Below are 19832 nucleotides of genomic sequence, written 5' to 3'. Positions count from 1 at the left end.
AAAATTATTTAATTTAATTACCTCAACCAAAAAACTAATTTTGCTTTGTGAATAAATATTTTTTGATCGTTATTTTACTGTTGATTGGCGGCCAGGTTTTGGGCCAAAAACGGGGCTCGTTGTTACGTGTTATCAAGTCGGATTCTACCCGCGGTTACACTAAAGACGGGGTTACGCTTACCATAGTATATAGGGCCGTTTTTCAGCAAGATAATACCATACTCAGTTCAGACAGTGCCTACCTGCACCAAAAAGAAAATGCTTTTGATGCCTTTGGCCACGTTATAATTACACAAGGCGATACCCTGCATATTTTTGGCGATAAACTAAATTACCAGGGCAATACCAAAATTGCCATTATGACGGATAATGTGCGCCTGATTGATAAGGACGCTGTTTTAACCACCAACTATTTTACCTACAACACGGGCACAAAGTTTGGAACCTACACCGGCGGCGGTAAATTGGTGAGTAAAGATAATACGCTCACCAGCCAAAACGGATACTATTTTGCGTCGTCGCGCGATGCATATTTTAGGTATAACGTGGTTTTAAATACTGTTGATGCCATTATTAAAACAGATACCCTGCGGTATAATTCGGGTTCGCGGATAGCTTATTTTTACGGGCCTACCAATATTTACGGCAAAAAAGATAAAGATACGCTGTACACCGAAAACGGTACTTATAATACGCAAACGGAGCAGGCTTTTTTTGGAAAGAAAAATTTATATAAACAGAATACAAAATCGTTAAAAGGCGATAGTTTGTTTTATGATAGGTTGGCCGGCTATGGCAAAGCAGTAAAACATGTTACTTTTAAGGATAGCGAACAAAAAATAATTTTGCATGGCGACTTAGGCGAAACCTTTAAAAAAGGCGACCGTACCCTGGTAACCCAACATGCCTACGTAGTATTTGTAACCGAAGAAAAGGACACATCAAAAACAAGCAAACCCGGCGTGCTTAAAAAAGACTCCGTTACAACGCAACAAAAAACTGCTGTTGTTAAAAAGCCAGCACTCAATCCGCCAAAAAATAGTATGCCCGTTGTGGATTCGGCACAGGTAAAGCAGGCCCGCGATATGGCTGTTAAAGCGGCGGCTTCGCTTACACCATCGCAAAAAGATACACTTGTTGCTACGGCCAAAAAGGCTATTGCAAAAGGGCAGGTAGTTACCGCGCCACCAAACACCATGCCCGTAATTGATAATGCGCAGGTTAATGCCCTTAAAAACTTGGCCAATGCTCAACTAAACGGCGTGCCAAAATCAAAACGCGATTCGGTTATTAACCGTGTAAAAGCTGCGGCTAATAATAAGGCTGCGTTAACTTCGGCAAAAAAATCGTTGCCTTCGTTAGATGAAGCAATTAAAGCAGGTAATGCTTTGGCGAATAAAAACATGCCTGTAGTAAAAGATACTTTGCCTAAAAAAGATACGACGCGCATTAAACGCGATTCTATTTTTATGACGGCAGATAGCATTGAAACTCGAATTACAACTTATAAAGAACTTAAAACAATAAAAGAAGAACGCCGCATAGCCGGGCTAAGAGATACATCCATCAAAATAATACCGTCAATAGTTTATACTAACACCAAGCCTGTTAAATATCTCGATATTGCGATAGCGAGGATGCGACCAGACACCACAGTTTTTCATCGGGGATATTTTAAAAAGAAACCTACGGTTGTAGATACTTCGCAACATAAAGCTGCAATTGTTGTGCCCCAAAAAGTAGCTAAACCTATAGTTCAAAAGTTTATCCCTGTCGATTCGGTTAATATAAGTCAGGAAGTAAAACTGAGCGATACGGCCAGGGTGCGCATTTTAACAGCCGCGCATCATGCAAAAATATTCAAATCGGATTTGCAGGCCCGGGCCGATTCCATATTTTTCAGTTACAGCGATTCGGTTGCCCGGATGTACATTCACCCCATGATATGGGTGCAGGGTTCGCAGTTATCGGCAGATACCATTAACCTGCAAATGAAAAAGAAACAGTTGGATAATATTGAGTTATACCCATCGGCGTTTATTGTGAATATTGAGGAGGGCGATTCGACACATTTTAACCAGGTTGGCGGCAAAAAAATGCGTGGCTTTTTTAAGAATGGCAAAATGGATAAGATGTTTGTTTTTGCCAATGCCGAAACTATTTATTTTATGAGGGATAGCGGCAAGGTTACGCAAATGCGCCACAGCATAACCAGTAAAATACGCGTAAGGTTTAAAAACAACGAGCCGCTTGATGTGATGGAATACATAAAGCCCGATGCTACTATAACACCTATTACGCAGGTTAAGGATGATAAAAAAATACTAAGAGGCTTTATTTGGAAACCCGAGGACAGGCCGGTTTCTAAAGAAGCTATCATTAACCCGGTAATTAAAAAACCGGTTAAAAAGGGACCAGCTAAACCAGATGGTAAAAACTTGCCAACAAAACCCGATGGTAAAGGCGAAATTAAGCCGGGTTTACACATGGCAAAAGATAGCATAAATTTAAAAACGGATACCCTGCCGCACATCAAAGCCAAAACGGATACTTTGCCGCGTATTAAAGCAAAAACAGACACGGCTAAACTAAAACCACATGAGCAAACTAAACAGTAAAACCTTTTTGGCCGAGAGTGAAGTTGAATGGCAAAACCAGGGTGGGGGAGTACAACGACAAATTTTTGGCTACAACGCACAAATGATGATGGCTAAGGCCAAATTTGAAAAAGGCGCCATAGGTGCCTTGCACAGCCACCCGCATACGCAGGTGGCCTATGTTGCAGGCGGTGTATTTGAAGTTACCATAGGCGACGAAAAACGTATTTTAAAAGACGGCGACGGCTTTTACGTAGCGCCAAATGTGGTACACGGCGTTGTATGTTTGGAAGCCGGCACTTTGGTAGATGCATTTTCGCCAATGCGGGAAGATTTTATATAAAGGATTGAGAGAATTTTTCTAATTGAATAGCTTCGGGGAAATAAACCTTAAAATGTTTTGATAATACCTCATTTTTGAATTTTACAATGGTGTACCCGCTATCAAAGCAAATGATTTCAATTTCGGCATCTGGATATTGAATATTACCATCTTTCCAAATTAGCGCATTACCCTCCGCTAAAGGAATATTGCTTTCATTAACAGCTATTTTTAAATGGTTAGGTACTCCTAATACAACTCCCCACCAAATTTGAACGTCAGCATTTAGTATTATCTCAAATTGTTTAGGCGTAAGGACAAAGTATTCATCATCCATATTAATTGGGAGATTTTTGGATTGAGAGTCATTATAGTCAATATCCGAAAATATCCAATTATAATCTTTAACCTCATTTAAAATAGGTGTCAGTATCTCATTTAAAAGAGTGTGACATGTTATTTTCTTGCTTTTTTGTATTATCCAATTCATTAAACTAAACTAAATAATAATTCATAACATAATTTTCCACATCGTAACATACCGGTTACAATTCATATTTTTTCTAAATTGCAAATAAGTATTAGGTTTACGGCGCAAGCGTTAATGCATTGCCGATATTTGCCATGTACCCACTCAAAATGAATTGTTTATGGATGTTGAAATACTTGCCCGCATACAGTTTGCTTTTACCATAGCTTTTCATTACATCTATCCGCCGTTAAGCATTGGGCTTGGGCTGGTTATGGTGATAATGGAAGGCATGTACCTTAAAACCGGCCTCAAGCTTTACGAGCAAATGACGAGGTTTTTTACCCGCATTTTTGCCCTTATTTTTGGTATCGGCGTAGCTACCGGTATTGTAATGGAGTTTGAGTTTGGCACCAATTGGGCTGTGTACTCGCGCTATGTGGGCGATGTTTTTGGCAGCGCGCTGGCGGCAGAAGGTATATTTGCCTTCGCGTTAGAATCGGGCTTTTTAGGTGTGCTGTTATTTGGATGGAACAAGGTAAAGCCGGGCGTACACTTTTTTGCTACAATAATGGTAACGTTAGGTTCTATGTTTTCGGCAGTGTGGATAGTGGTAGCCAACTCGTGGCAGCAAACACCGGCAGGTTACCATATTGTAGGTACAGGCATGCACGCACGTGCCGAAATAACCGATTTTTGGGCAATGGTATTTAATCCATCGTCAATGGCTCGTATGGAGCATGTTTGGCTGGGGTCTTTTCTTTCGGGTTCATTTTTAGTTTTGAGTATTTCGGCCTATTACCTGCGCCGTAAACGTTATATCGAGTTTTCTAAATCGGCATTTAAAATAGCATTAATTGTAGCTACGGTGTCGGCATTGGCGCAGTTGTTTGTGGGCCACCAATCGGCAGATATTGTTGCCAAATATCAACCTGCAAAATTGGCCGCACTGGAGGGGCATTACGATGGCACCAAGCCCGGCGATATGTACCTGATGGGCTACGTTGACCAAAAGAAGCAAGAAACCCACGGATTGAAAATTCCGGGTGGACTGAGTTTTTTAACCGAAGGCGATTTTAATAAACCGCTAACCGGCCTCAATAATTTTAAAAAGGAAGACAGGCCGAGTGCTGTTAATTTCGTCTTCCAAACCTACCATTTAATGGTGGCCTGCGGTATGTTAATGATAGCCTTAACGCTTTACGCCTGCTATTTATGGTGGCGCAAAAAGCTGTTTAACAAGCATTGGCTCATGGTTATATTTTCGTTTTCGGTATTGCTGCCGCAAATAGCCAACCAGGTTGGCTGGTACAGTGCCGAAGTTGGGCGGCAGCCTTGGGTAGTTTACGGTTTGCTGCGCACGTCGCACGCATTATCGCAGGCGGTTAAGGCGGGGAGTATAGTGTTTTCGCTAATTTTGTTTACCTGGGTTTATTTGGTGTTGTTCGTTCTTTTTATATATCTGCTCAACAAAAAAATAAAACATGGTCCGTTTGATGAAGAGAATTTGGATCACAGTCCAAGACATATTGAGATGGCGGATTCGTTGGAAGGGCAAATTTGATGGCTACCTTTTGGCACAACCGCAAGGTGTTATAAATGAGATATAACGGTTTTGAACAAAAAAATTTCTTACAATATCCCCCCTGAGGAAGGGAAGGTGTTTTAAAAAGAGGAAAGATGTATCAGGTAAGATGGAAGATGTAAAAAAACTATTATTGCTATAAGTGTAAAACGTAAAAAATGCAGTAAGATGCAAAAAGCTGTGTCATTGCGAGCGATAGCGCGGCAATCGCACATAAGCCGAGCCGCCATGAACGACGAATATGCCTCCGTGCGATTGCCGCGCTATCGCTCGCAATGACATATTTTTATATTTAGGTAGATGTGTTTTTAGTGCTTAATTAAAAAATAAAAGATGGCAACATTTTTAGGTATTGATTATCCAACCTGCTGGTTTTTGTTGGTGGGAGCGGTATTTACAGGTTATATTATTTTGGATGGGTTTGACCTGGGCGCCGGAATGGTGCATTTGTTTTTTGTTAAAGAAGAAAGCAGGCGCATAGCCTTAAACGCTATCGGTCCCGTTTGGGACGGTAACGAAGTTTGGATAGTAATAGGAGGCGGTGCGCTGTTTGCAGGGTTTCCCGAAGTGTATGCCTCCCTTTTATCGGCTTTTTATGTGCCTTTTATTTTGTTTTTACTGGGTGTGATATTCCGGGCCATATCTATAGAGTTTAGAAGCAAGGAGCCCATGCTGTGGTGGAGGCGAATGTGGGATATTAGTTATTGCGCATCCAGCACGCTTATTGCCTTTTTATTGGGCGTAATTTTAGGTAACGTAACCGAAGGTATTAATATGGGTCCCGATCATGTTTTCCGCGGAAGCTTTATGGAATTTTTAAACCCCTATGCCCTATTAACCGGTGTAACCACAGTTGCCCTGCTGATGATGCATGGCGCCATATACCTGGTAATGAAAACCGAGAACCGCCTTTACACCAAGCTTACCCTTATTGTAAAAGATACCACCATCTTTTTTGTGATTATGATATTGCTTACATCGTTTTACACCCTGCTATACCTGCCCAATATGGCGGCGGTAATACGCCGTTTTCCAGAGCTTTTTGTGGTACCGGTAATGATGGTGCTTGCAATTGCCAATATTACAAGGCAAATAACCAAACGCAAATATTTGTATGCTTTTATATCGTCGGCAGTAACTATCAGCCTGCTCATGATTTTGGTTGCGATGGAACTTTACCCTAACATGCTGGTGTCAACCCAAACACCGGCCAATAACCTTACCGTTTATAATGCATGCTCTTCGCAAAAAACGCTGGGCATTATGCTGGTTGTAGCTGCTATTGGTGTACCGTTGGTTGTAGCTTATACCACCTTTGTGTTTATTACTTTTAAAGGCAAGGTAAAGCTGGATGAGATGAGTTATTGAAATGGTGAACCACAGTTAAGATAATAATTTTACCTAAATTTGTATATGGAAACATTAATAGTTCGGCCAGACAATGATGAGAAATTGAAAGCTTTAAAAGCCGTATTAAAAGTTTTGGAAATTGATTTTGAAGAAAATAAATCGCCTTATAATCCTGAATTTGTATCCAAGATATTACAAGGTGACGAAGATATAAAAGCGGGCCACACAAAGAAAATATCGCTTGACGATATATGGAAATAGAATTTACTGTTAAAGCCGAACATGATTTAATGTATTGGAAAAAGGTAGGGGATAAGGTTGTCCTGAAAAAAATAAGAATACTTTTAGAAAGCATATTAGAAACACCATTTAAAGGTATTGGAAAGCCCGAAGCTTTAAAGTATGATCTCGCAGGCAAATGGTCGCGCCGTATCACAAAAGCTGATAGGATTATTTATCAGGTTATTAACAATACAATATATATTTATTCGGTCAGGGGGCATTACGAATAACTGAAGTATGTAAAATAATTTTAGATAATTATGTCTGCAAAATTTTTAAGCGTTTCCTTTCTTGTTTTAATCAGCCAAATCTCATTGGCACAACTCAAAGTTACTAAACTTAGCAAAGCCGATATTCCGGCTGCTATCCATTACCCCGGCCATGTTATGGAAGTGTTTAAATATTCGGATAGCGATGGTGAACATTTGGTTTTCACCACCGAAACAGGCATACTTAACCCCAAAGGCGATGATGACTACAGAGGTGCTGATTTATATGCTTTTAATTACAAGATAAACGGGTCGCAGTATACATTTGTATGGCAAATACATGATTTTGTTAAAGATTGTCCGGTTGACATTACGGCAAAATTTGTAAAAAATACTTTTGCAGTTACCGATTTAAATAATGATGGTAAGGCCGAAATTTGGGTAATGTACCGCACAGCATGTCGTGGGGATGTTAGCGCTCCTAATATGAAAATAATTATGTATGAAGGTGCTAAAAAGTACGCAGTAAGAGGCGAGGCAAAGGTAAGCATGGGAACCAACCCGCCATCCTATTATGGTGGTAGTTATACTTTAGATAATGCCTTTAAAACCGGCCCTGATACATTTAAAAAATATGCGGAAGCACTTTGGAAGAAAAATTTGATGGAGAAATTTTAGCTTAATCCGTTCAAAAACTCCGTCATCAATTCAACCGCTCTTGCCCTGTGGCTTATGGTGTTTTTTTGTTCCATCGTCATTTCGGCAAAGGTAATATCAAAACCATTCGGTTGGAATATCGGGTCGTAACCGAACCCCTTTGAGCCGGAACGTTCATGGCGAATGGTTCCTTCAACCGTTCCATCAAAAACATGTTCTTCTCCGTCCCAAATCAATGATATTACGGTTCGGAAACGTGCTTTGCGGTTTGGGTTACTGCCAAGGTTCTGCAATACTTTGTCAATATTGGCCTCATGGTCGCCATGCTTGCCGGCGTAACGGGCGGAGTAAACACCCGGTTCGTTATTCAGGGCATCAACCTCCAAACCACTGTCGTCGCCAAAGCAATTGAGCTTGTATTGGTTGCAAATAAAACGGCTTTTAATAGCAGCATTTTGTACAAAGGTTGTTCCGGTTTCGGCAATATCGGCATGGCAATCAATATCATCCAGGCTTAATAGTTTAAACTGATGGCCTATTTTGGCGCTAACTTCTTCAATTTTATGCGCGTTGTTGGTAGCAAATACAAGTTTATGCATGGTTATAATACCTTCATTTGTTCCCAAAAGGCTTTGGTTTTATCACGGTCGCCCATCATTTCGGCAAAACTGTAGGTGTATAGTGCTTTAATTCCATCGCTGTTTTGCAATTGGTTAAGCGCAAATTTATCCCAACCGGTTAACAAGGCGGCGGTGCCTAAAATTAGCAGTCGGGTGGGTTTAAAATATTGGGTTAGGGCAGTAACATCGGCTGCGGGGTACTTTGCTATATTAAGGATAGCAACATCAGCAACAGCTAATTCCTTTCGCTGCAAAGCACTGGCTAAGGCGGTTAGGTGCTTTTCGTCCATCTGCTCGGTAGTGGGGTAGCTGCAAATAATTAAAAACTGTTTGGCGTTGGCGCCTAAATGGTTAAAGTGCGGGGCGGGTGCCTGGGCAACAACGGTTGGTTGCGCAACCACAACCGGCACGTCAACTACGGTGGCAGGTTGGTTAACAACAGCTTCGGCAATAGCAGCAACGGTTTTATGCTGGGTTGTTTCCAGTTTATCCATATCCTGCTCAAGCAAAAATATATCGTCGTTAAAAAGGTATTGCAGGGCCGCTGTATTATCAATTAGCATTTAACAAATTTTAACCAAAAATAACTAAATTGTTAATACGTTAATCAGCATATTCGCAACAAAACAATGATAATGGGGTGGGGTGTAATTATTTTACATTCAAACTCAAATTATTTTCCGAAATTCGGGGCGTTGCATGTTTTATAAACAGGTGATATATAATTTTATAAGCAAAGAGAGATACATGAGAAAGTTTGGGTTAACCCTATTTATTTTATTGACTACATTAACGTTTGTTAACGCTCAAAAAAGAACATTAGATAAAATTGCAGGTGTTGTAGGCAGCGGTATTATATTGCAAAGCGACGTGGAATCGCAATACGCACAATACCTTGTAGCCGGAAACCCGCCCACTCCAACCATTAAGGGCTACATTTTGCAACAATTGCTTACCCAAAAATTATTGGCGCAGCAGGCCGTTATTGATAGCGTTACCGTTAAAGACGACGAAGTTGATGCCGAAGTTGACCGCCGTATGCGCAGCATGACCATGCGGGCCGGAGGCGAAGAGCGTTTGGAACAATTTATAGGCAAATCTATCATTCAATATAAAGATGAGATTCGCCCCGACATCAAGGAGATGAAAGTTGCCGAAAAAATGCGCCAAAAAATAACCGAAAAGGTTAACGTTACGCCATACGATATAAAAAAATACTTTGACGGCATACCTAAAGATAGCCTGCCAACCTATAACAAAGAAGTTGAAATTGGCGAAATATCAATTTCGCCGGCGTTAACCGTTGCCGAAAAAAAGATTTTTAAAGATAAGCTTGAAGCTATACGTGCCCGTATAAAAGGCGGCGAAGATTTTGGTAACATGGCCCGTTTGTATTCGCAAGATCAGGGTTCGGCACCGGATGGTGGTGATTTAGGTTTTGCAGACCGATCTACATTTGTTAAGGAGTTTGCCGCAATGGCCTTTAAATTAAAGGCCGGAGAAATTTCGCCAATATTTGAAACCGACTTTGGTTTTCACTTTTTACAGGTTATTGAGCGCCGCGGCGAGCAGGTACATGTGCGCCATATATTGATCCGTCCGGATCAAACCCAGGCCAGCCTTAACCGTGCCAAAGCAAGGATAGATAGCGTTTACACTTTGCTGTTAGGCAATAAAAAAATTGATTTTTCGAGTGCGGCTGCTATTTATTCGGACAGTAAGGATACTAAATTTAACGGCGGTATGATGCTAAATATGGATAACGTACAGGCACGTACTACGTACATACCTACAGACAAGCTTGACCCTCAGGTTGCCTTAGTTGTAGATACCATGAAAGTTGGCGAACTATCAAAACCTGGTTTGTTTACTGCTGCCGACGGAAAGAAAACGTATAAAATTTTATACCTAAAATCTAAAACCGACGCTCACAAAGCTAATTTAGCCCAGGATTTGCCTAAAATTAAAGAACTTGCTTACGAGGATAAACTTAACCGCTCGGTAAGCGAATGGTTTGAAAAGAAACGTAAAAGCACTTACATAAAAATTGATCCCGAATACCAAGCCTATCCACAGCTTAAAATGTGGGCAGCCGGTAATCCAACTGCTCAGGTAAAGTAATCTGAAAATTTAAATATGCAATATAACTCGGATGTTGAAGCTGCCGACGCGTTAAAAGCTGCATACGAGCAAATACGCGCCGAAATAGGCAAGGTAATTATTGGTCAGGATGATGTTGTAAAATCAGTACTGATCTCTATCTTCAGTAATGGCCATTGTTTATTGGTTGGCGTTCCGGGGCTTGCAAAAACCTTGCTGGTGCAAACCGTAGCCAAGGTGCTTGATTTAAATTTTAACCGAATACAATTTACGCCGGATTTAATGCCTTCGGACATTATTGGTTCGGAGATATTGGGTGAGGACCGCAATTTTAAATTTATAGGCGGGCCGGTATTTGCAAACATTATACTTGCCGACGAAATAAACCGTACCCCACCAAAAACGCAGGCTGCTTTATTGGAGGCCATGCAAGAAAAATCGGTAACGGCGGCAGGTGTAACGCATCATTTAGAGCAACCGTTTTTTGTGCTCGCAACCCAAAACCCAATTGAGCAGGAAGGCACTTACCCGTTACCCGAGGCTCAGTTAGATAGGTTTATGTTTAACGTAGCCTTAAACTATCCAACTTTACAGGAAGAGATACAGGTAATAAAAAACACTACCGGAACTTTAAAACCCGAAGTTCATAAAATACTGACGGCCAAACAAATTGTTTTCTTTCAGCAATTGGTGCGCAATATCCCCATAACCGACCATGTGTTGGAATACGCTGTTAAGCTGGCAGCCAAAACCAGGCCCAACACTGCTTTAGCTACGGCAGATGTTAACCGCTTGTTAAGCTGGGGAGCAGGGCCCAGGGCATCGCAATTTTTGGTGCTGGGTGCTAAGTGCCACGCAGTAATAACCGGCAAATACTCGCCGGATATTGAAGATGTGCAGGCTGTTGCAAAAGCTATTTTGCGCCATCGCATAGTACGCAGTTACCAGGCAGAAGCCGAAGGCATCAGCGCCGATCAGTTAATCGAGAAGCTTTTTTAATCCATTGACAGGCTATTGATAAATGCCGTCTTGCGTTCATCCGCATAAGCGCCATAGGCATCAATCAATACGCCTTTTAAACCGGACGCGCTTTCAATAGCATACACTACCGAGCTATCTTCGGGGTCGCTGGCGCCTTCAAAACGATAAACTTCGGTTATTTTTAACTCCTGCGGGTTAAACTGTATACCTTTTTCGTTGCAAAACAGGTATTGATCTTTAAAGTCAAATTCATCAACGTACCCGCGGGCCTTTAAATCGTCAAGGGCTTGGGTAACTGTTGCATAGTTGTATTGATCTGCATTCATAACAATTGTGTTTGGTTGATATGAGGATAAAGCAACAAGCCCTGCAATTGTTTTAACAATGTGCGAATGAGTTGTTAATGTGCAGGTGTGCGAATGTGCAGATGAGTAAATGATTTTTTATGAATTACTTTAGATTTGTCAACTTTTTAAAAGTTGACAAATCTTTACCTAATCATTTGCACACCTGCACATTTACTCATTTGCATATTTACTAAACTATTTCTTCAATCCTATTTCCCGCAAGCGTTCATCCAGGTACTCGCCAGCAGTAATGTCGCTAAATAACTTAGGGTGCTCGGCATCAATGGTCGACGGCAGCGATGTTAAGTCCATTTCTGATCGTGGGTGCAAAAAGAACGGAACAGAATAACGTGAGTTACCCATCAACTCGCGCGGAGGGTTAACAACGCGGTGCGTGGTTGATTTTAGCTTGCCGTTGGTTAAGCGTTGCAGCATATCGCCAACGTTAACAACCACATCTTCGCCTTCGGCCTTAATGGCAAACCAATCGCCATCGCGTGTTAATACTTCAAGGCCATCGGCACTTGCACCAATTAGCAAAGTAATCAGGTTAATATCCTCATGTGCACCTGCGCGTACAGCATCGGGCGGTAAAGCATCAGGATCAAGTATTGGGAAGTAGTGCAGGCACCTTAATATGGAGTTGCCGTTGTGTATCTTTTCGTCAAAATAATCTTCGGGTAACTCCAGATACACCGATATTGCTTTTAATACCTGGCTACCGGCTGCCTCCAGTTTTTTATAAACTTCGAGCGTGGTTGCATTAAAGGTAGGTAACTCGGTAACCTGTAGGTTTTCGGGATATTCATCCTTAACGGGATCATCGTCGGTAACGGTTTGGCCAATTTGCCAAAATTCTTTTAAATCTGGCACTTTAAAACCTTTGGCAGTTTCTTTACCTTTGCTGGTATAACCACGCTGACCGGCAAGCTCAACTTTTTCGTAATTAAGCTTTACCGGCTCGGGTAAGCTAAAAAGTTCTTTAACCTGGGCATATAGGTCGTTAATTAATTGTTTGCTTAGGCCGTGGTTTGTAATGGTAACAAAGCCTGTTTCGTTGAAGGCCTTACCAATATCGTCCGAAAATTGTTTGCGTTGTTGGGCTGTACCATTTACATAAGTATCAAGGTCCAGGCGCGGAATATTTACTTTGCTCATAAAAAAACTTTTCTAAAATGTAAAAATATTTAAATCATTGGTTAAGATGCACTATTTATTCAAATAAATTTTTTAATAGGTTGTTTTCTGCAAAATCTGCAAAAATGTATTATTAAAATTTGCGATATAAACTTATTACAAAAATAAACGTTACCTTGTTTTTAATGTCAAAACATCAGATTCTAAATTAAACAGAAATCATGAGAACTATAAATAAATTAATAACGATAGGTTTAGCAGCATTTTTACTATTGATGGCTAAACCACAAAAAACACTGGCGCAGCCCGGTGTAAGTGTATCGTTCCAAACATTTTACGATGAATTATCGCCATATGGCACCTGGGTAGACGACCCTGATTATGGAGACGTTTGGGTACCAGATGCCGAAGAGGGTTTTCAACCCTATGCAACACAAGGACACTGGGTAATGACGGAATATGGTAATACCTGGGTATCCGACTATGAGTGGGGCTGGGCTCCGTTTCATTACGGAAGGTGGCGCTTTGACGATTACTATGGATGGGAATGGATACCCGGAAATGAATGGGGACCAGCATGGGTTAGCTGGCGCACCGGCGGCAGGTATTATGCCTGGGCACCGCTTGGCCCCCGCATAAGCGTTGATTTATCGTTTGGCAACGATTACAGCATCCCCGATGATTATTGGGTTTGCGCTCCGCGTGCCTACATTAATAGTCCGTTTATTTATAATTACTATGTTCCGCGTACACGCAATACATTTATTATAAGCCGCACAACCATTATTAATAACGTGTATGTTAACAATAACAGGCGCTTTATTGCCGGCCCCCGCCAAGACGATATTGAACGCTATAGCCACAACCGCGTGCAGGTTTACCGGGTAAATAATGCCAGCAGGCCTGGTACTACTATAGTGCAAAACAATGTTATTAATGTTTACCGCCCAACTATAGTACGCGGTAACAATAATTTTGATAGGCCAAGGCCAGCCACAGTGGTTGATGCCAACGGCTACCGCAACCAGCACCCTAACGAGGGCATTGCAAACCGCGGCAACGGTGCAACTATTCACCACGATAATGCATCGAGGCTTGCACAAACAGCGCGCAACCCCGAGGCGCAAAATAGTAACGTAGTGCGTGTTAACAGGCCTGCACCTAATGCCCCAACAAATGGTGGTAATAATGCGCCTAATGGTAGTGGTGGTTTTAACCGTAACAGGGGTAACCAGCCTAATACAAATGCAACACCCCCAGCAACCAATAATGCTGTTACGCCAAATACCAACAACAATGGTGGTAACGGTAATAATAGCTTTAACAGGGGTAACCGTAACCGCGATAATCAGCCTAATCAGGGTAACCAGGCTGCGCCAACTACTGTACCTAATAACCAAACGCCAGCAGTTAACCCAAGCCCGCAAAGCGTTCCAAATGCGGCACCTGTTAATCCAGATAATGGCCGGTTTAACCGCAATCGTAACAGGCCAACACAAAATCAGGCTGCGCCTAATCAAACACAACCTACGGCACAGCCTCAGCAACAGCAACAGCAAGCGCAGCCACAGCAGCAAGCACAGCCACAACAAGATCAGCAGGCGCAGCAGCAACGCCAGCAACAGCAAGATGAGGCTCGCCAGCAGGCTATACAGCGCAACCAGCAAATGATGCAGCAGCGCCAGCAGCAAATGCAACAAAGGCAGCAACAACAACAGGCCCAGCCGCAACAACAGCCGCAAGCGCAGCCCCAACAACAGCAACAAAGGCCGCAACAACAACCGCAAGCGCAGCCCCAGCAACAACAGCAAAGGCCGCAACAGCAGCCACAACAACAGCCCCAACAACGGCCGCAGCAGCAGCGTACTCAACAACAAAGGCCGCAACAGCCTCAGCCAAAACCTGTTGAGCAAAAGAAAGAAGCACCACCGGTGCAATAAACAATTAAAAAGCTTCCTGTTAACCGGGAAGCTTTTTTAATTGAATAATAGTTATATCATTTTGTTATTATCTTCGTTAACATGCTATATAAACTAATGAAATATAAATTGAAATTTTTGCCGGTGTTGCTGGCTTTAACCATGGTTTCGGCTGTAGTGTTTGCTCAGAATAAAGGTGCTAAGCCGGTTACCCAGATTATATTTATTGAAGATGCCTGGAAAGAAGCCTTAAAACAAGGCGCTGCCCAAAACAAATATATTTTTGTTGATGCTTACGCCACCTGGTGCGGCCCATGTAAGATGCTAAAAGCTAAAACGTTTACCGATAGCCGTGTGGCTGCCTTTTACAACAAAAATTTTATTAATGTTTCTATAGATATGGAAAAGGGTATGGGCCCGCAACTTGCCCGCGAATGGCAAATGGAAGCTTACCCTACATTAATTATTTTTAGCCCTAAAGGCAAACCTGTTTTGGGTACAGTTGGGTTTATACAACCCGATGAGCTTTTAAAGTTTGCGCAGCAGGCGTTGGCTAAAAAGTTGTAATTATCATTATTGAGGAAATGTATAAGGTAGTAAATTATATGTTGGGAATACTTTTTACATCCTTGCAATAGAAATTAATTTTGCCGTCCTTGTAGTCAAGTATTTTGTAATTTATATTTTCCAAACCATCGTTAGATAAGTCTAAAATATCGAATCCGGAAATTTGCGTTAATTCATCGCCCGCAAACTTAAAACTTAAATTACAAATAGAAGTGAATAGCAATGTGCTTTCACAGTTGGTTTGAACGGAGCCATCTTTGTTAGGGGAAACCACCAGGTCGATTTCTAAATCTCGATTTTTCAATCGGAAGCCACTTAGATAAACCAAATGTGGGATTTTAAATTTTTCCGATAAAACGCTTTTAATAATAGCCATAAACAAAAATAGCGATCGGTTTCATACCGCATCGCTATTTTTGTTTATTATTTAACTTAAGTCTTTACGCGTAGCTATTCAGCATTACCGGCATAACCAGCATCAATACATCTTCGTTTTTATCGCCGCCTTGTGGTAGTAATAAGCCTGCACGGTTTGGGGTCGACATTTCTAAAGATACTTCTTCGCCGCTAAGGTTTTTTAGCATCTCTATTAAAAAGCGGGCGTTAAAGCCTATTTCCATATCGTCGCCTTCGTATTGGCAGCTTAGGCGTTCGTGGGCCTCGTTAGCAAAATCAATATCTTCCGACGAGATGTGTAACTCGCTGCCGCTAATTTTTAAACGTACCTGGTGGGTGGTTTTATTGGCATAAATAGCAACACGGCTCAACGAACCTAAAAATGCTTGTCTGTCTATCAATAATTTGTTAGGGTTAACCTGCGGAATAACGGCTTCGTAATCCGGGTAACGCTCGTCAATTAAACGGCAAACCAGGTTAATGTTACCAAACTTAAAAAATGCACTGGTTGAATTGTATTCAACAGCCACATTCACATCTTCCGACGGGAGTGAGGATTTAAGCAGGTTTAAAGCTTTTTTGGGTAAAATGAACGATGCTGTGCTTGCAGCCTTGGCATCTTTGCGGCGGTACCTAACCAGTTTATGTGCATCGGTAGCAACAAAGGTTAACGAGTCGGTAGTTAACTGGCAAAAAACACCTGTCATGGCGGGGCGCAACTCATCGTTACTCACAGCAAATATGGTTTTGTTAATGGCTTCGGCTAACACAGAAGCCGCCAGGTTTACCGATGAGGCGTTTTCAACCACAGGTATTTTAGGGAAATCGTCGCCGTTTTCGCCGCTTAGTTTGTATTTGCCATCGCCGGCATTAATTTCTATTGCAAAGGTTTTATCATCAACCGAAAATGCAATTGGCTGCTCGGGCAGTGATTTTAAAGTATCAAGCAAAATGCGCGATGGGATGGCTACACGGCCATTCTCTTTAGCCTCAACGGTTAAAGAGGTAGTCATGCTGGTTTGTAAATCGGTAGCCGAAATGGTTAGATTACCTTCCTTTATTTCAAATAAAAAGTTCTCTAATATGGGTAATACAGTACTGCTGCTTAAAGCACCGCTAACGGCCTGTAATTGTTTAAGCAATGTTGATGTCGAAACAATAAATCTCATAATTCTGTTCAGTATTATCTATCAAAAATAGAAAAATTAGTGCGCATACTTTCGCTTGCGGTTATAATGTTGAAAAATAGCAAATATTAATACCAATGCAATGGGTAAAATGTTATTTATAAGCTGCCATTTCAATTTTTCGCCGCGCACGCGGGGCTTGTCGAGCAGGCGGAGTTGTATTTCTTTGGTACGGAGTTCAATCAATCCCGATTCATCGGTCATGTAATCAACAATGTTGAGTAGCAGGTTTTTGTTACCGTATGATTGTTGGGTATACCGATCAAACCCCAACTGAAAGGGCAACCCATCGCTGGCTATTTGGTTTTTAAATATGTCGCCATCGCTAATCACAATCATTTTAGTGGGTTTGCTTTGCTGTAGCTGAGGTATTTGCTCGTGAATGCTATCGGGCACGGGCCTGAAACGGAAATTGGAAATAAATGTTCCCTCTAATAAAACAGCAACAGGTTTGGGTGGGCTTTGAAAATCCTGCGGTTTGGGCACTTCTTCTATCATTTGTAGCGATACCACATGCGGCGACGTTAGTTTTTTATTGAATGGAGACGAGGACAGCAACACCGTTTTTTTAGCGCCCTTAAAGGCGAGAGTATCAAGGGTACTGGCAAATTCGCTGCGGATACCATCCAGGTTTTTAACCAGCGGATGTTTGGATGTAGGTACAAATATGGGGTAAAACAACCAGGGTACAAGTTGCATTTGGCCCTGCCCGGCTATGCTGCCGGTATTAACGGGTATTTGGGCGCAGTTCATATCCAACACCATATCGTAATTGATGCGGATGCCGTAACGGAACAATTGATCGTCGAGGTTTAGCGTTTTGTTAAAGGCCAGTTGGCTGCCCTCGTGGTGGCGCAGGCTATCCAGCTCGGCACTAACCTGGTCAATACACCAAAGTATTTTGCCGCCGCGCATTAAGTATTGGTCTATTTTATATTTTTCGTCTTCGGTAAAAGCTTTATCGGGTTTTGGGATAACCAGCAGCTTTATTTTTAGCAAACTGGCAAATGATATGGTTTTGAGGTTAACCCTGCCAACAGTAAAACCATCGGCTAATGATCTGAGCGCATCGTTCAGTTGCAGGTCGGTTAATTCGTGGTGGCCTTCGGTAAAACCAATTTCGGGCTTGCCATCGGCAACTGCTTTTTTTATGGCCGACGCAAAATCGTATTCCAGGTTTTGGATGGAGTTGTTGAGCTGATCGTCGTACGATATGCCGTTGCGGGTTTGCAATAGCTGCACCGGTATTTGTTTATCATCGGCAGATACGATGGCCGATGGGAAAATAATTTTCTGTGTTAGGCCATTATCGTTTTTAACGCTGAGGTTGGTTGGCTCTATACCTTTAACCCGCAAGTCGTGAATAGCCTGTTGTTGCTGCTCGGCGTTCATCCCGGCAAGGAGATCAATAAACTCAAATTGCAGTTTTCGGCTGGAGTAAGCCTGCATATCTGTAAGCATATCGCGCGTGGCACTTTGCAGCCGCTTAAAGCCCGATGGCAGATCGCCACTTTGCAGATAAACCGTTACCTTAACCACTTTGGGCAAGCTATCCATTATATTTTTGCTGATGGTGCTTAGGGTGTAGCGTTTCTCCTTAGTAAAATCAAAACGGGTAAAAAACGCGCCCGAAACATAGTTAATCAACAATATCACTACAAGGCAAATGGCTACCTGTGTTAAATCACGTTTTTTATTGCTGCTTACCATTTTCGGCCTCCTGTAATGGTTTTGGTGATGATGAGGAAGAGTGCAATAAAACTGAGGAAATAAACCAGATCGCGCGTATCTAACACACCGCGACTAATAGATTGGTAATGCTGATTAATACCGAAATTTTGCAAGCCTAAGTTTTGCAGCGATAGCAAAGTACTCAGCGAATCTAACCCGCTAAAGGCAATAAAGCATAAAAAAACAGCAATGGTAAAGGCAATAATTTGATTGCCCGTTACAGATGATGCAAATAAACCAATGGCAACAAAGGCTGCGCCCAACAAAAACAAACCAATGTACGAGCCAATTACCGCGCCCGTATCAATATTGCCCTGTGGCGTACCCAGGTTATAAACCGAATAATAATAAACCAGGGTTGGTAATAATGCAAACAAAACCAGCAGCAGGCAGGCCAGGTATTTGCCCCAAACTATTTGCCAATCGGTTAGGGGGCGGGTTGCTAATATTTCTAAAGTGCCTTCTTTACGCTCTTCGGCGAGGGAACGCATGGTGATGGCCGGTATTAAAAACATAAACAGGTAAGGTGCTGTACTAAATAAGCTATCTAAACCTGCATATCCGTATTCTAAAATGCTCGATTCGGGGAACACCCAAAGGAACAGGCCCAATACCAGCAAAAAAACACCTATGGTAACATAGGCTACCATTGAGCTTAAATAAGTGGTGATCTCTTTTTTGAGGATAGTTAGCACTTGTTGTTTGGTTATTAGTTGTAGCGTTGTTGGTTATTGTATTGATTTTACTGTTTTGCGTTTTTTTTTGACGAAATAACAAAATATACTGCATACCCAATAACTAAACGGACAAAATTACCAGCCAACGCGGTAGGCTACTCTCATCCCCGTGGTTTGGTACTGGCTTGCGGAGTAGTTTTGGTAGGCAAATCCAATTTCAATGTCGCTATGTTTGTCTAAGGGTACATCAAACCCAAAACCTAAAGCGTATACAAACATATTGCCCGTGCCGTTATTGCTTTGAACGGTAGAACCTAATTCGCCGCCGAAATAAAAATTTGGCGAAGTATAATACTTTAAACCGGCCTTTAAAGGTATAAACGACGGATGCTTCTCCGCATCCGAATTAGCCAACAACGAACTTTTATAGTTATACGCCGTGTATTGGCCGCTAAAGGTTAAGCCTAACTGCGGCATTAATTTTATTTCTGCCTGTGCGGCTGCACCGTAGGTTAAATTGTATGGCGTGTTAGAGGGTATGCCTATCTCTGCCCCGAGGCTTAAAAAAATATTTTTGTTGTCGGTTTGGCCGCGATATTGCGCGTTAGCGGATTTGAAAACAAACAGGGCTATGCAGACGAATAAAAATTTTTTCATGGTTTAAATATGTAGCACAAATACGCTTAAAATCACAAAATA

At 41.9% G+C, this 19832-nt stretch carries 21 protein-coding genes; 11 read left to right on the top strand and 10 right to left on the bottom strand.

The window, feature by feature from the left end; all coding sequences use genetic code 11:
- The first annotated feature begins 47 nt into the window (after positions 1 to 47).
- Positions 48 to 2618, top strand: coding sequence for an OstA-like protein (locus tag BDD43_RS27055; protein WP_121201346.1), 2571 nt, complete (start codon positions 48 to 50; stop codon positions 2616 to 2618).
- Positions 2599 to 2940: a cupin domain-containing protein gene (locus BDD43_RS27050; protein WP_121201345.1), complete on the top strand. Its 342-nt coding sequence runs from the start codon at positions 2599 to 2601 to the stop codon at positions 2938 to 2940. Before BDD43_RS27055 ends, BDD43_RS27050 begins: the two co-directional genes overlap by 20 nt.
- On the opposite strand, the gene BDD43_RS27045 is transcribed toward BDD43_RS27050, so the two are convergent.
- Positions 2933 to 3409, bottom strand: coding sequence for a hypothetical protein (locus BDD43_RS27045; protein WP_121201344.1), 477 nt, complete (start codon positions 3407 to 3409; stop codon positions 2933 to 2935). The genes BDD43_RS27050 and BDD43_RS27045 overlap by 8 nt on opposite strands.
- Before the next feature lie 160 nt (positions 3410 to 3569).
- Between BDD43_RS27045 and BDD43_RS27040 the strand changes: the two genes are divergently transcribed.
- The 5 genes from BDD43_RS27040 to BDD43_RS27020 all read left to right on the top strand — a co-directional run bounded on the left by BDD43_RS27040 (position 3570) and on the right by BDD43_RS27020 (position 7492).
- A complete protein-coding gene (locus BDD43_RS27040) occupies positions 3570 to 4952 on the top strand; it encodes a cytochrome ubiquinol oxidase subunit I (RefSeq protein WP_121201343.1) in 1383 nt (460 codons plus the stop codon).
- A gap of 354 nt (positions 4953 to 5306) precedes the next feature.
- On the top strand, positions 5307 to 6341 hold the full coding sequence (gene cydB, locus BDD43_RS27035; protein WP_121201342.1) for a cytochrome d ubiquinol oxidase subunit II: 1035 nt from the start codon (positions 5307 to 5309) through the stop codon (positions 6339 to 6341).
- 45 nt (positions 6342 to 6386) lie between these two features.
- The gene (locus tag BDD43_RS27030) at positions 6387 to 6584 is read left to right on the top strand and encodes a DUF2683 family protein (protein WP_121201341.1); all 198 of its coding nucleotides are present in this window, start codon (positions 6387 to 6389) and stop codon (positions 6582 to 6584) included.
- Positions 6575 to 6835, top strand: a complete 261-nt coding sequence (locus BDD43_RS27025) for a Txe/YoeB family addiction module toxin (RefSeq protein WP_121201340.1) — start codon at positions 6575 to 6577, stop codon at positions 6833 to 6835. Before BDD43_RS27030 ends, BDD43_RS27025 begins: the two co-directional genes overlap by 10 nt.
- 30 nt (positions 6836 to 6865) lie before the next feature.
- Positions 6866 to 7492, top strand: a complete 627-nt coding sequence (locus BDD43_RS27020; RefSeq protein ID WP_121201339.1) for a M949_RS01915 family surface polysaccharide biosynthesis protein — start codon at positions 6866 to 6868, stop codon at positions 7490 to 7492.
- Here the strand turns inward: BDD43_RS27020 and BDD43_RS27015 are convergent.
- Both BDD43_RS27015 and BDD43_RS27010 read right to left on the bottom strand, forming a co-directional pair.
- Positions 7489 to 8070: a non-canonical purine NTP diphosphatase gene (locus BDD43_RS27015; RefSeq protein ID WP_121201338.1), complete on the bottom strand. Its 582-nt coding sequence runs from the start codon at positions 8068 to 8070 to the stop codon at positions 7489 to 7491. The genes BDD43_RS27020 and BDD43_RS27015 overlap by 4 nt on opposite strands.
- Positions 8071 to 8072: 2 nt before the next feature.
- Positions 8073 to 8654 (bottom strand): hypothetical protein, encoded by a 582-nt coding sequence (locus BDD43_RS27010; protein ID WP_121201337.1) that lies wholly within the window; start codon positions 8652 to 8654, stop codon positions 8073 to 8075.
- A gap of 184 nt (positions 8655 to 8838) precedes the next feature.
- Between BDD43_RS27010 and BDD43_RS27005 the strand changes: the two genes are divergently transcribed.
- On the top strand, positions 8839 to 10212 hold the full coding sequence (locus BDD43_RS27005) for a peptidylprolyl isomerase (protein WP_121202142.1): 1374 nt from the start codon (positions 8839 to 8841) through the stop codon (positions 10210 to 10212).
- A gap of 15 nt (positions 10213 to 10227) precedes the next feature.
- Positions 10228 to 11190 carry an AAA family ATPase gene (locus tag BDD43_RS27000; protein ID WP_121201336.1) on the top strand — a complete coding sequence of 321 codons (963 nt, stop codon included), beginning with the start codon at positions 10228 to 10230 and terminating at the stop codon, positions 11188 to 11190.
- On the opposite strand, the gene BDD43_RS26995 is transcribed toward BDD43_RS27000, so the two are convergent.
- Positions 11187 to 11498 (bottom strand): phosphoribosylpyrophosphate synthetase, encoded by a 312-nt coding sequence (locus BDD43_RS26995; RefSeq protein WP_121201335.1) that lies wholly within the window; start codon positions 11496 to 11498, stop codon positions 11187 to 11189. The two genes, BDD43_RS27000 and BDD43_RS26995, sit on opposite strands and share 4 nt — an antisense overlap.
- 216 nt (positions 11499 to 11714) lie before the next feature.
- A complete protein-coding gene (locus BDD43_RS26990) occupies positions 11715 to 12677 on the bottom strand; it encodes an isopenicillin N synthase family dioxygenase (protein WP_121201334.1) in 963 nt (320 codons plus the stop codon).
- A 200-nt stretch (positions 12678 to 12877) separates the two neighbouring features.
- On the opposite strand from BDD43_RS26990, the gene BDD43_RS29795 reads away from it, so the two are divergent.
- Together BDD43_RS29795 and BDD43_RS26975 are read left to right on the top strand one after the other, a co-directional pair.
- Positions 12878 to 14596 (top strand): DUF6600 domain-containing protein, encoded by a 1719-nt coding sequence (locus BDD43_RS29795; RefSeq protein ID WP_147425755.1) that lies wholly within the window; start codon positions 12878 to 12880, stop codon positions 14594 to 14596.
- Between the two features lie 96 nt (positions 14597 to 14692).
- Complete coding sequence (locus tag BDD43_RS26975; RefSeq protein WP_121201331.1) at positions 14693 to 15142, top strand: thioredoxin family protein; 450 nt, start codon at positions 14693 to 14695, stop codon at positions 15140 to 15142.
- A gap of 34 nt (positions 15143 to 15176) precedes the next feature.
- Here the strand turns inward: BDD43_RS26975 and BDD43_RS26970 are convergent, their stop codons facing one another.
- The 5 genes from BDD43_RS26970 to BDD43_RS26950 form a co-directional block, all read right to left on the bottom strand.
- A complete protein-coding gene (locus BDD43_RS26970) occupies positions 15177 to 15518 on the bottom strand; it encodes a hypothetical protein (protein ID WP_121201330.1) in 342 nt (113 codons plus the stop codon).
- 64 nt (positions 15519 to 15582) lie between these two features.
- Positions 15583 to 16707, bottom strand: a complete 1125-nt coding sequence (gene dnaN, locus BDD43_RS26965) for a DNA polymerase III subunit beta (protein ID WP_121201329.1) — start codon at positions 16705 to 16707, stop codon at positions 15583 to 15585.
- 36 nt (positions 16708 to 16743) lie between these two features.
- The gene (gene gldG / locus BDD43_RS26960) at positions 16744 to 18435 is read right to left on the bottom strand and encodes a gliding motility-associated ABC transporter substrate-binding protein GldG (protein WP_121201328.1); all 1692 of its coding nucleotides are present in this window, start codon (positions 18433 to 18435) and stop codon (positions 16744 to 16746) included.
- Positions 18429 to 19151: a gliding motility-associated ABC transporter permease subunit GldF gene (gldF, locus tag BDD43_RS26955; RefSeq protein WP_121201327.1), complete on the bottom strand. Its 723-nt coding sequence runs from the start codon at positions 19149 to 19151 to the stop codon at positions 18429 to 18431. The genes gldG and gldF overlap by 7 nt, the downstream gene beginning before the upstream one ends.
- A 117-nt stretch (positions 19152 to 19268) precedes the next feature.
- Positions 19269 to 19790 (bottom strand): DUF3575 domain-containing protein, encoded by a 522-nt coding sequence (locus BDD43_RS26950; RefSeq protein WP_121201326.1) that lies wholly within the window; start codon positions 19788 to 19790, stop codon positions 19269 to 19271.
- Positions 19791 to 19832: the final 42 nt, after the last annotated feature.

Origin of the sequence: Mucilaginibacter gracilis, from assembly GCF_003633615.1 — a bacterium.
GTDB lineage: Bacteria > Bacteroidota > Bacteroidia > Sphingobacteriales > Sphingobacteriaceae > Mucilaginibacter > Mucilaginibacter gracilis.
The sequence above is the reverse complement of the archived record's forward strand: the minus strand, read 5'-3'. Positions and strand labels throughout refer to the sequence as shown.

Bases quoted from the DNA above. Each gene is read 5' to 3' on its own strand.
- BDD43_RS27000 (WP_121201336.1), top strand. From the start codon at position 10,228: ATGCAATATAACTCGGATGTTGAAGCTGCCGACGCGTTAAAAGCTGCA.
- BDD43_RS27010 (WP_121201337.1), bottom strand. From the start codon at position 8,654: ATGCTAATTGATAATACAGCGGCCCTGCAATACCTTTTTAACGACGAT.
- BDD43_RS27045 (WP_121201344.1), bottom strand. From the start codon at position 3,409: ATGAATTGGATAATACAAAAAAGCAAGAAAATAACATGTCACACTCTT.
- BDD43_RS26995 (WP_121201335.1), bottom strand. From the start codon at position 11,498: ATGAATGCAGATCAATACAACTATGCAACAGTTACCCAAGCCCTTGAC.
- BDD43_RS27020 (WP_121201339.1), top strand. From the start codon at position 6,866: ATGTCTGCAAAATTTTTAAGCGTTTCCTTTCTTGTTTTAATCAGCCAA.
- BDD43_RS27025 (WP_121201340.1), top strand. From the start codon at position 6,575: ATGGAAATAGAATTTACTGTTAAAGCCGAACATGATTTAATGTATTGG.
- BDD43_RS27050 (WP_121201345.1), top strand. From the start codon at position 2,599: ATGAGCAAACTAAACAGTAAAACCTTTTTGGCCGAGAGTGAAGTTGAA.
- dnaN (WP_121201329.1), bottom strand. From the start codon at position 16,707: ATGAGATTTATTGTTTCGACATCAACATTGCTTAAACAATTACAGGCC.
- BDD43_RS27005 (WP_121202142.1), top strand. From the start codon at position 8,839: ATGAGAAAGTTTGGGTTAACCCTATTTATTTTATTGACTACATTAACG.
- BDD43_RS26990 (WP_121201334.1), bottom strand. From the start codon at position 12,677: ATGAGCAAAGTAAATATTCCGCGCCTGGACCTTGATACTTATGTAAAT.
- BDD43_RS29795 (WP_147425755.1), top strand. From the start codon at position 12,878: ATGAGAACTATAAATAAATTAATAACGATAGGTTTAGCAGCATTTTTA.
- BDD43_RS26950 (WP_121201326.1), bottom strand. From the start codon at position 19,790: ATGAAAAAATTTTTATTCGTCTGCATAGCCCTGTTTGTTTTCAAATCC.
- BDD43_RS27015 (WP_121201338.1), bottom strand. From the start codon at position 8,070: ATGCATAAACTTGTATTTGCTACCAACAACGCGCATAAAATTGAAGAA.
- gldG (WP_121201328.1), bottom strand. From the start codon at position 18,435: ATGGTAAGCAGCAATAAAAAACGTGATTTAACACAGGTAGCCATTTGC.
- BDD43_RS27040 (WP_121201343.1), top strand. From the start codon at position 3,570: ATGGATGTTGAAATACTTGCCCGCATACAGTTTGCTTTTACCATAGCT.
- BDD43_RS26970 (WP_121201330.1), bottom strand. From the start codon at position 15,518: ATGGCTATTATTAAAAGCGTTTTATCGGAAAAATTTAAAATCCCACAT.
- cydB (WP_121201342.1), top strand. From the start codon at position 5,307: ATGGCAACATTTTTAGGTATTGATTATCCAACCTGCTGGTTTTTGTTG.
- BDD43_RS27030 (WP_121201341.1), top strand. From the start codon at position 6,387: ATGGAAACATTAATAGTTCGGCCAGACAATGATGAGAAATTGAAAGCT.
- BDD43_RS26975 (WP_121201331.1), top strand. From the start codon at position 14,693: ATGAAATATAAATTGAAATTTTTGCCGGTGTTGCTGGCTTTAACCATG.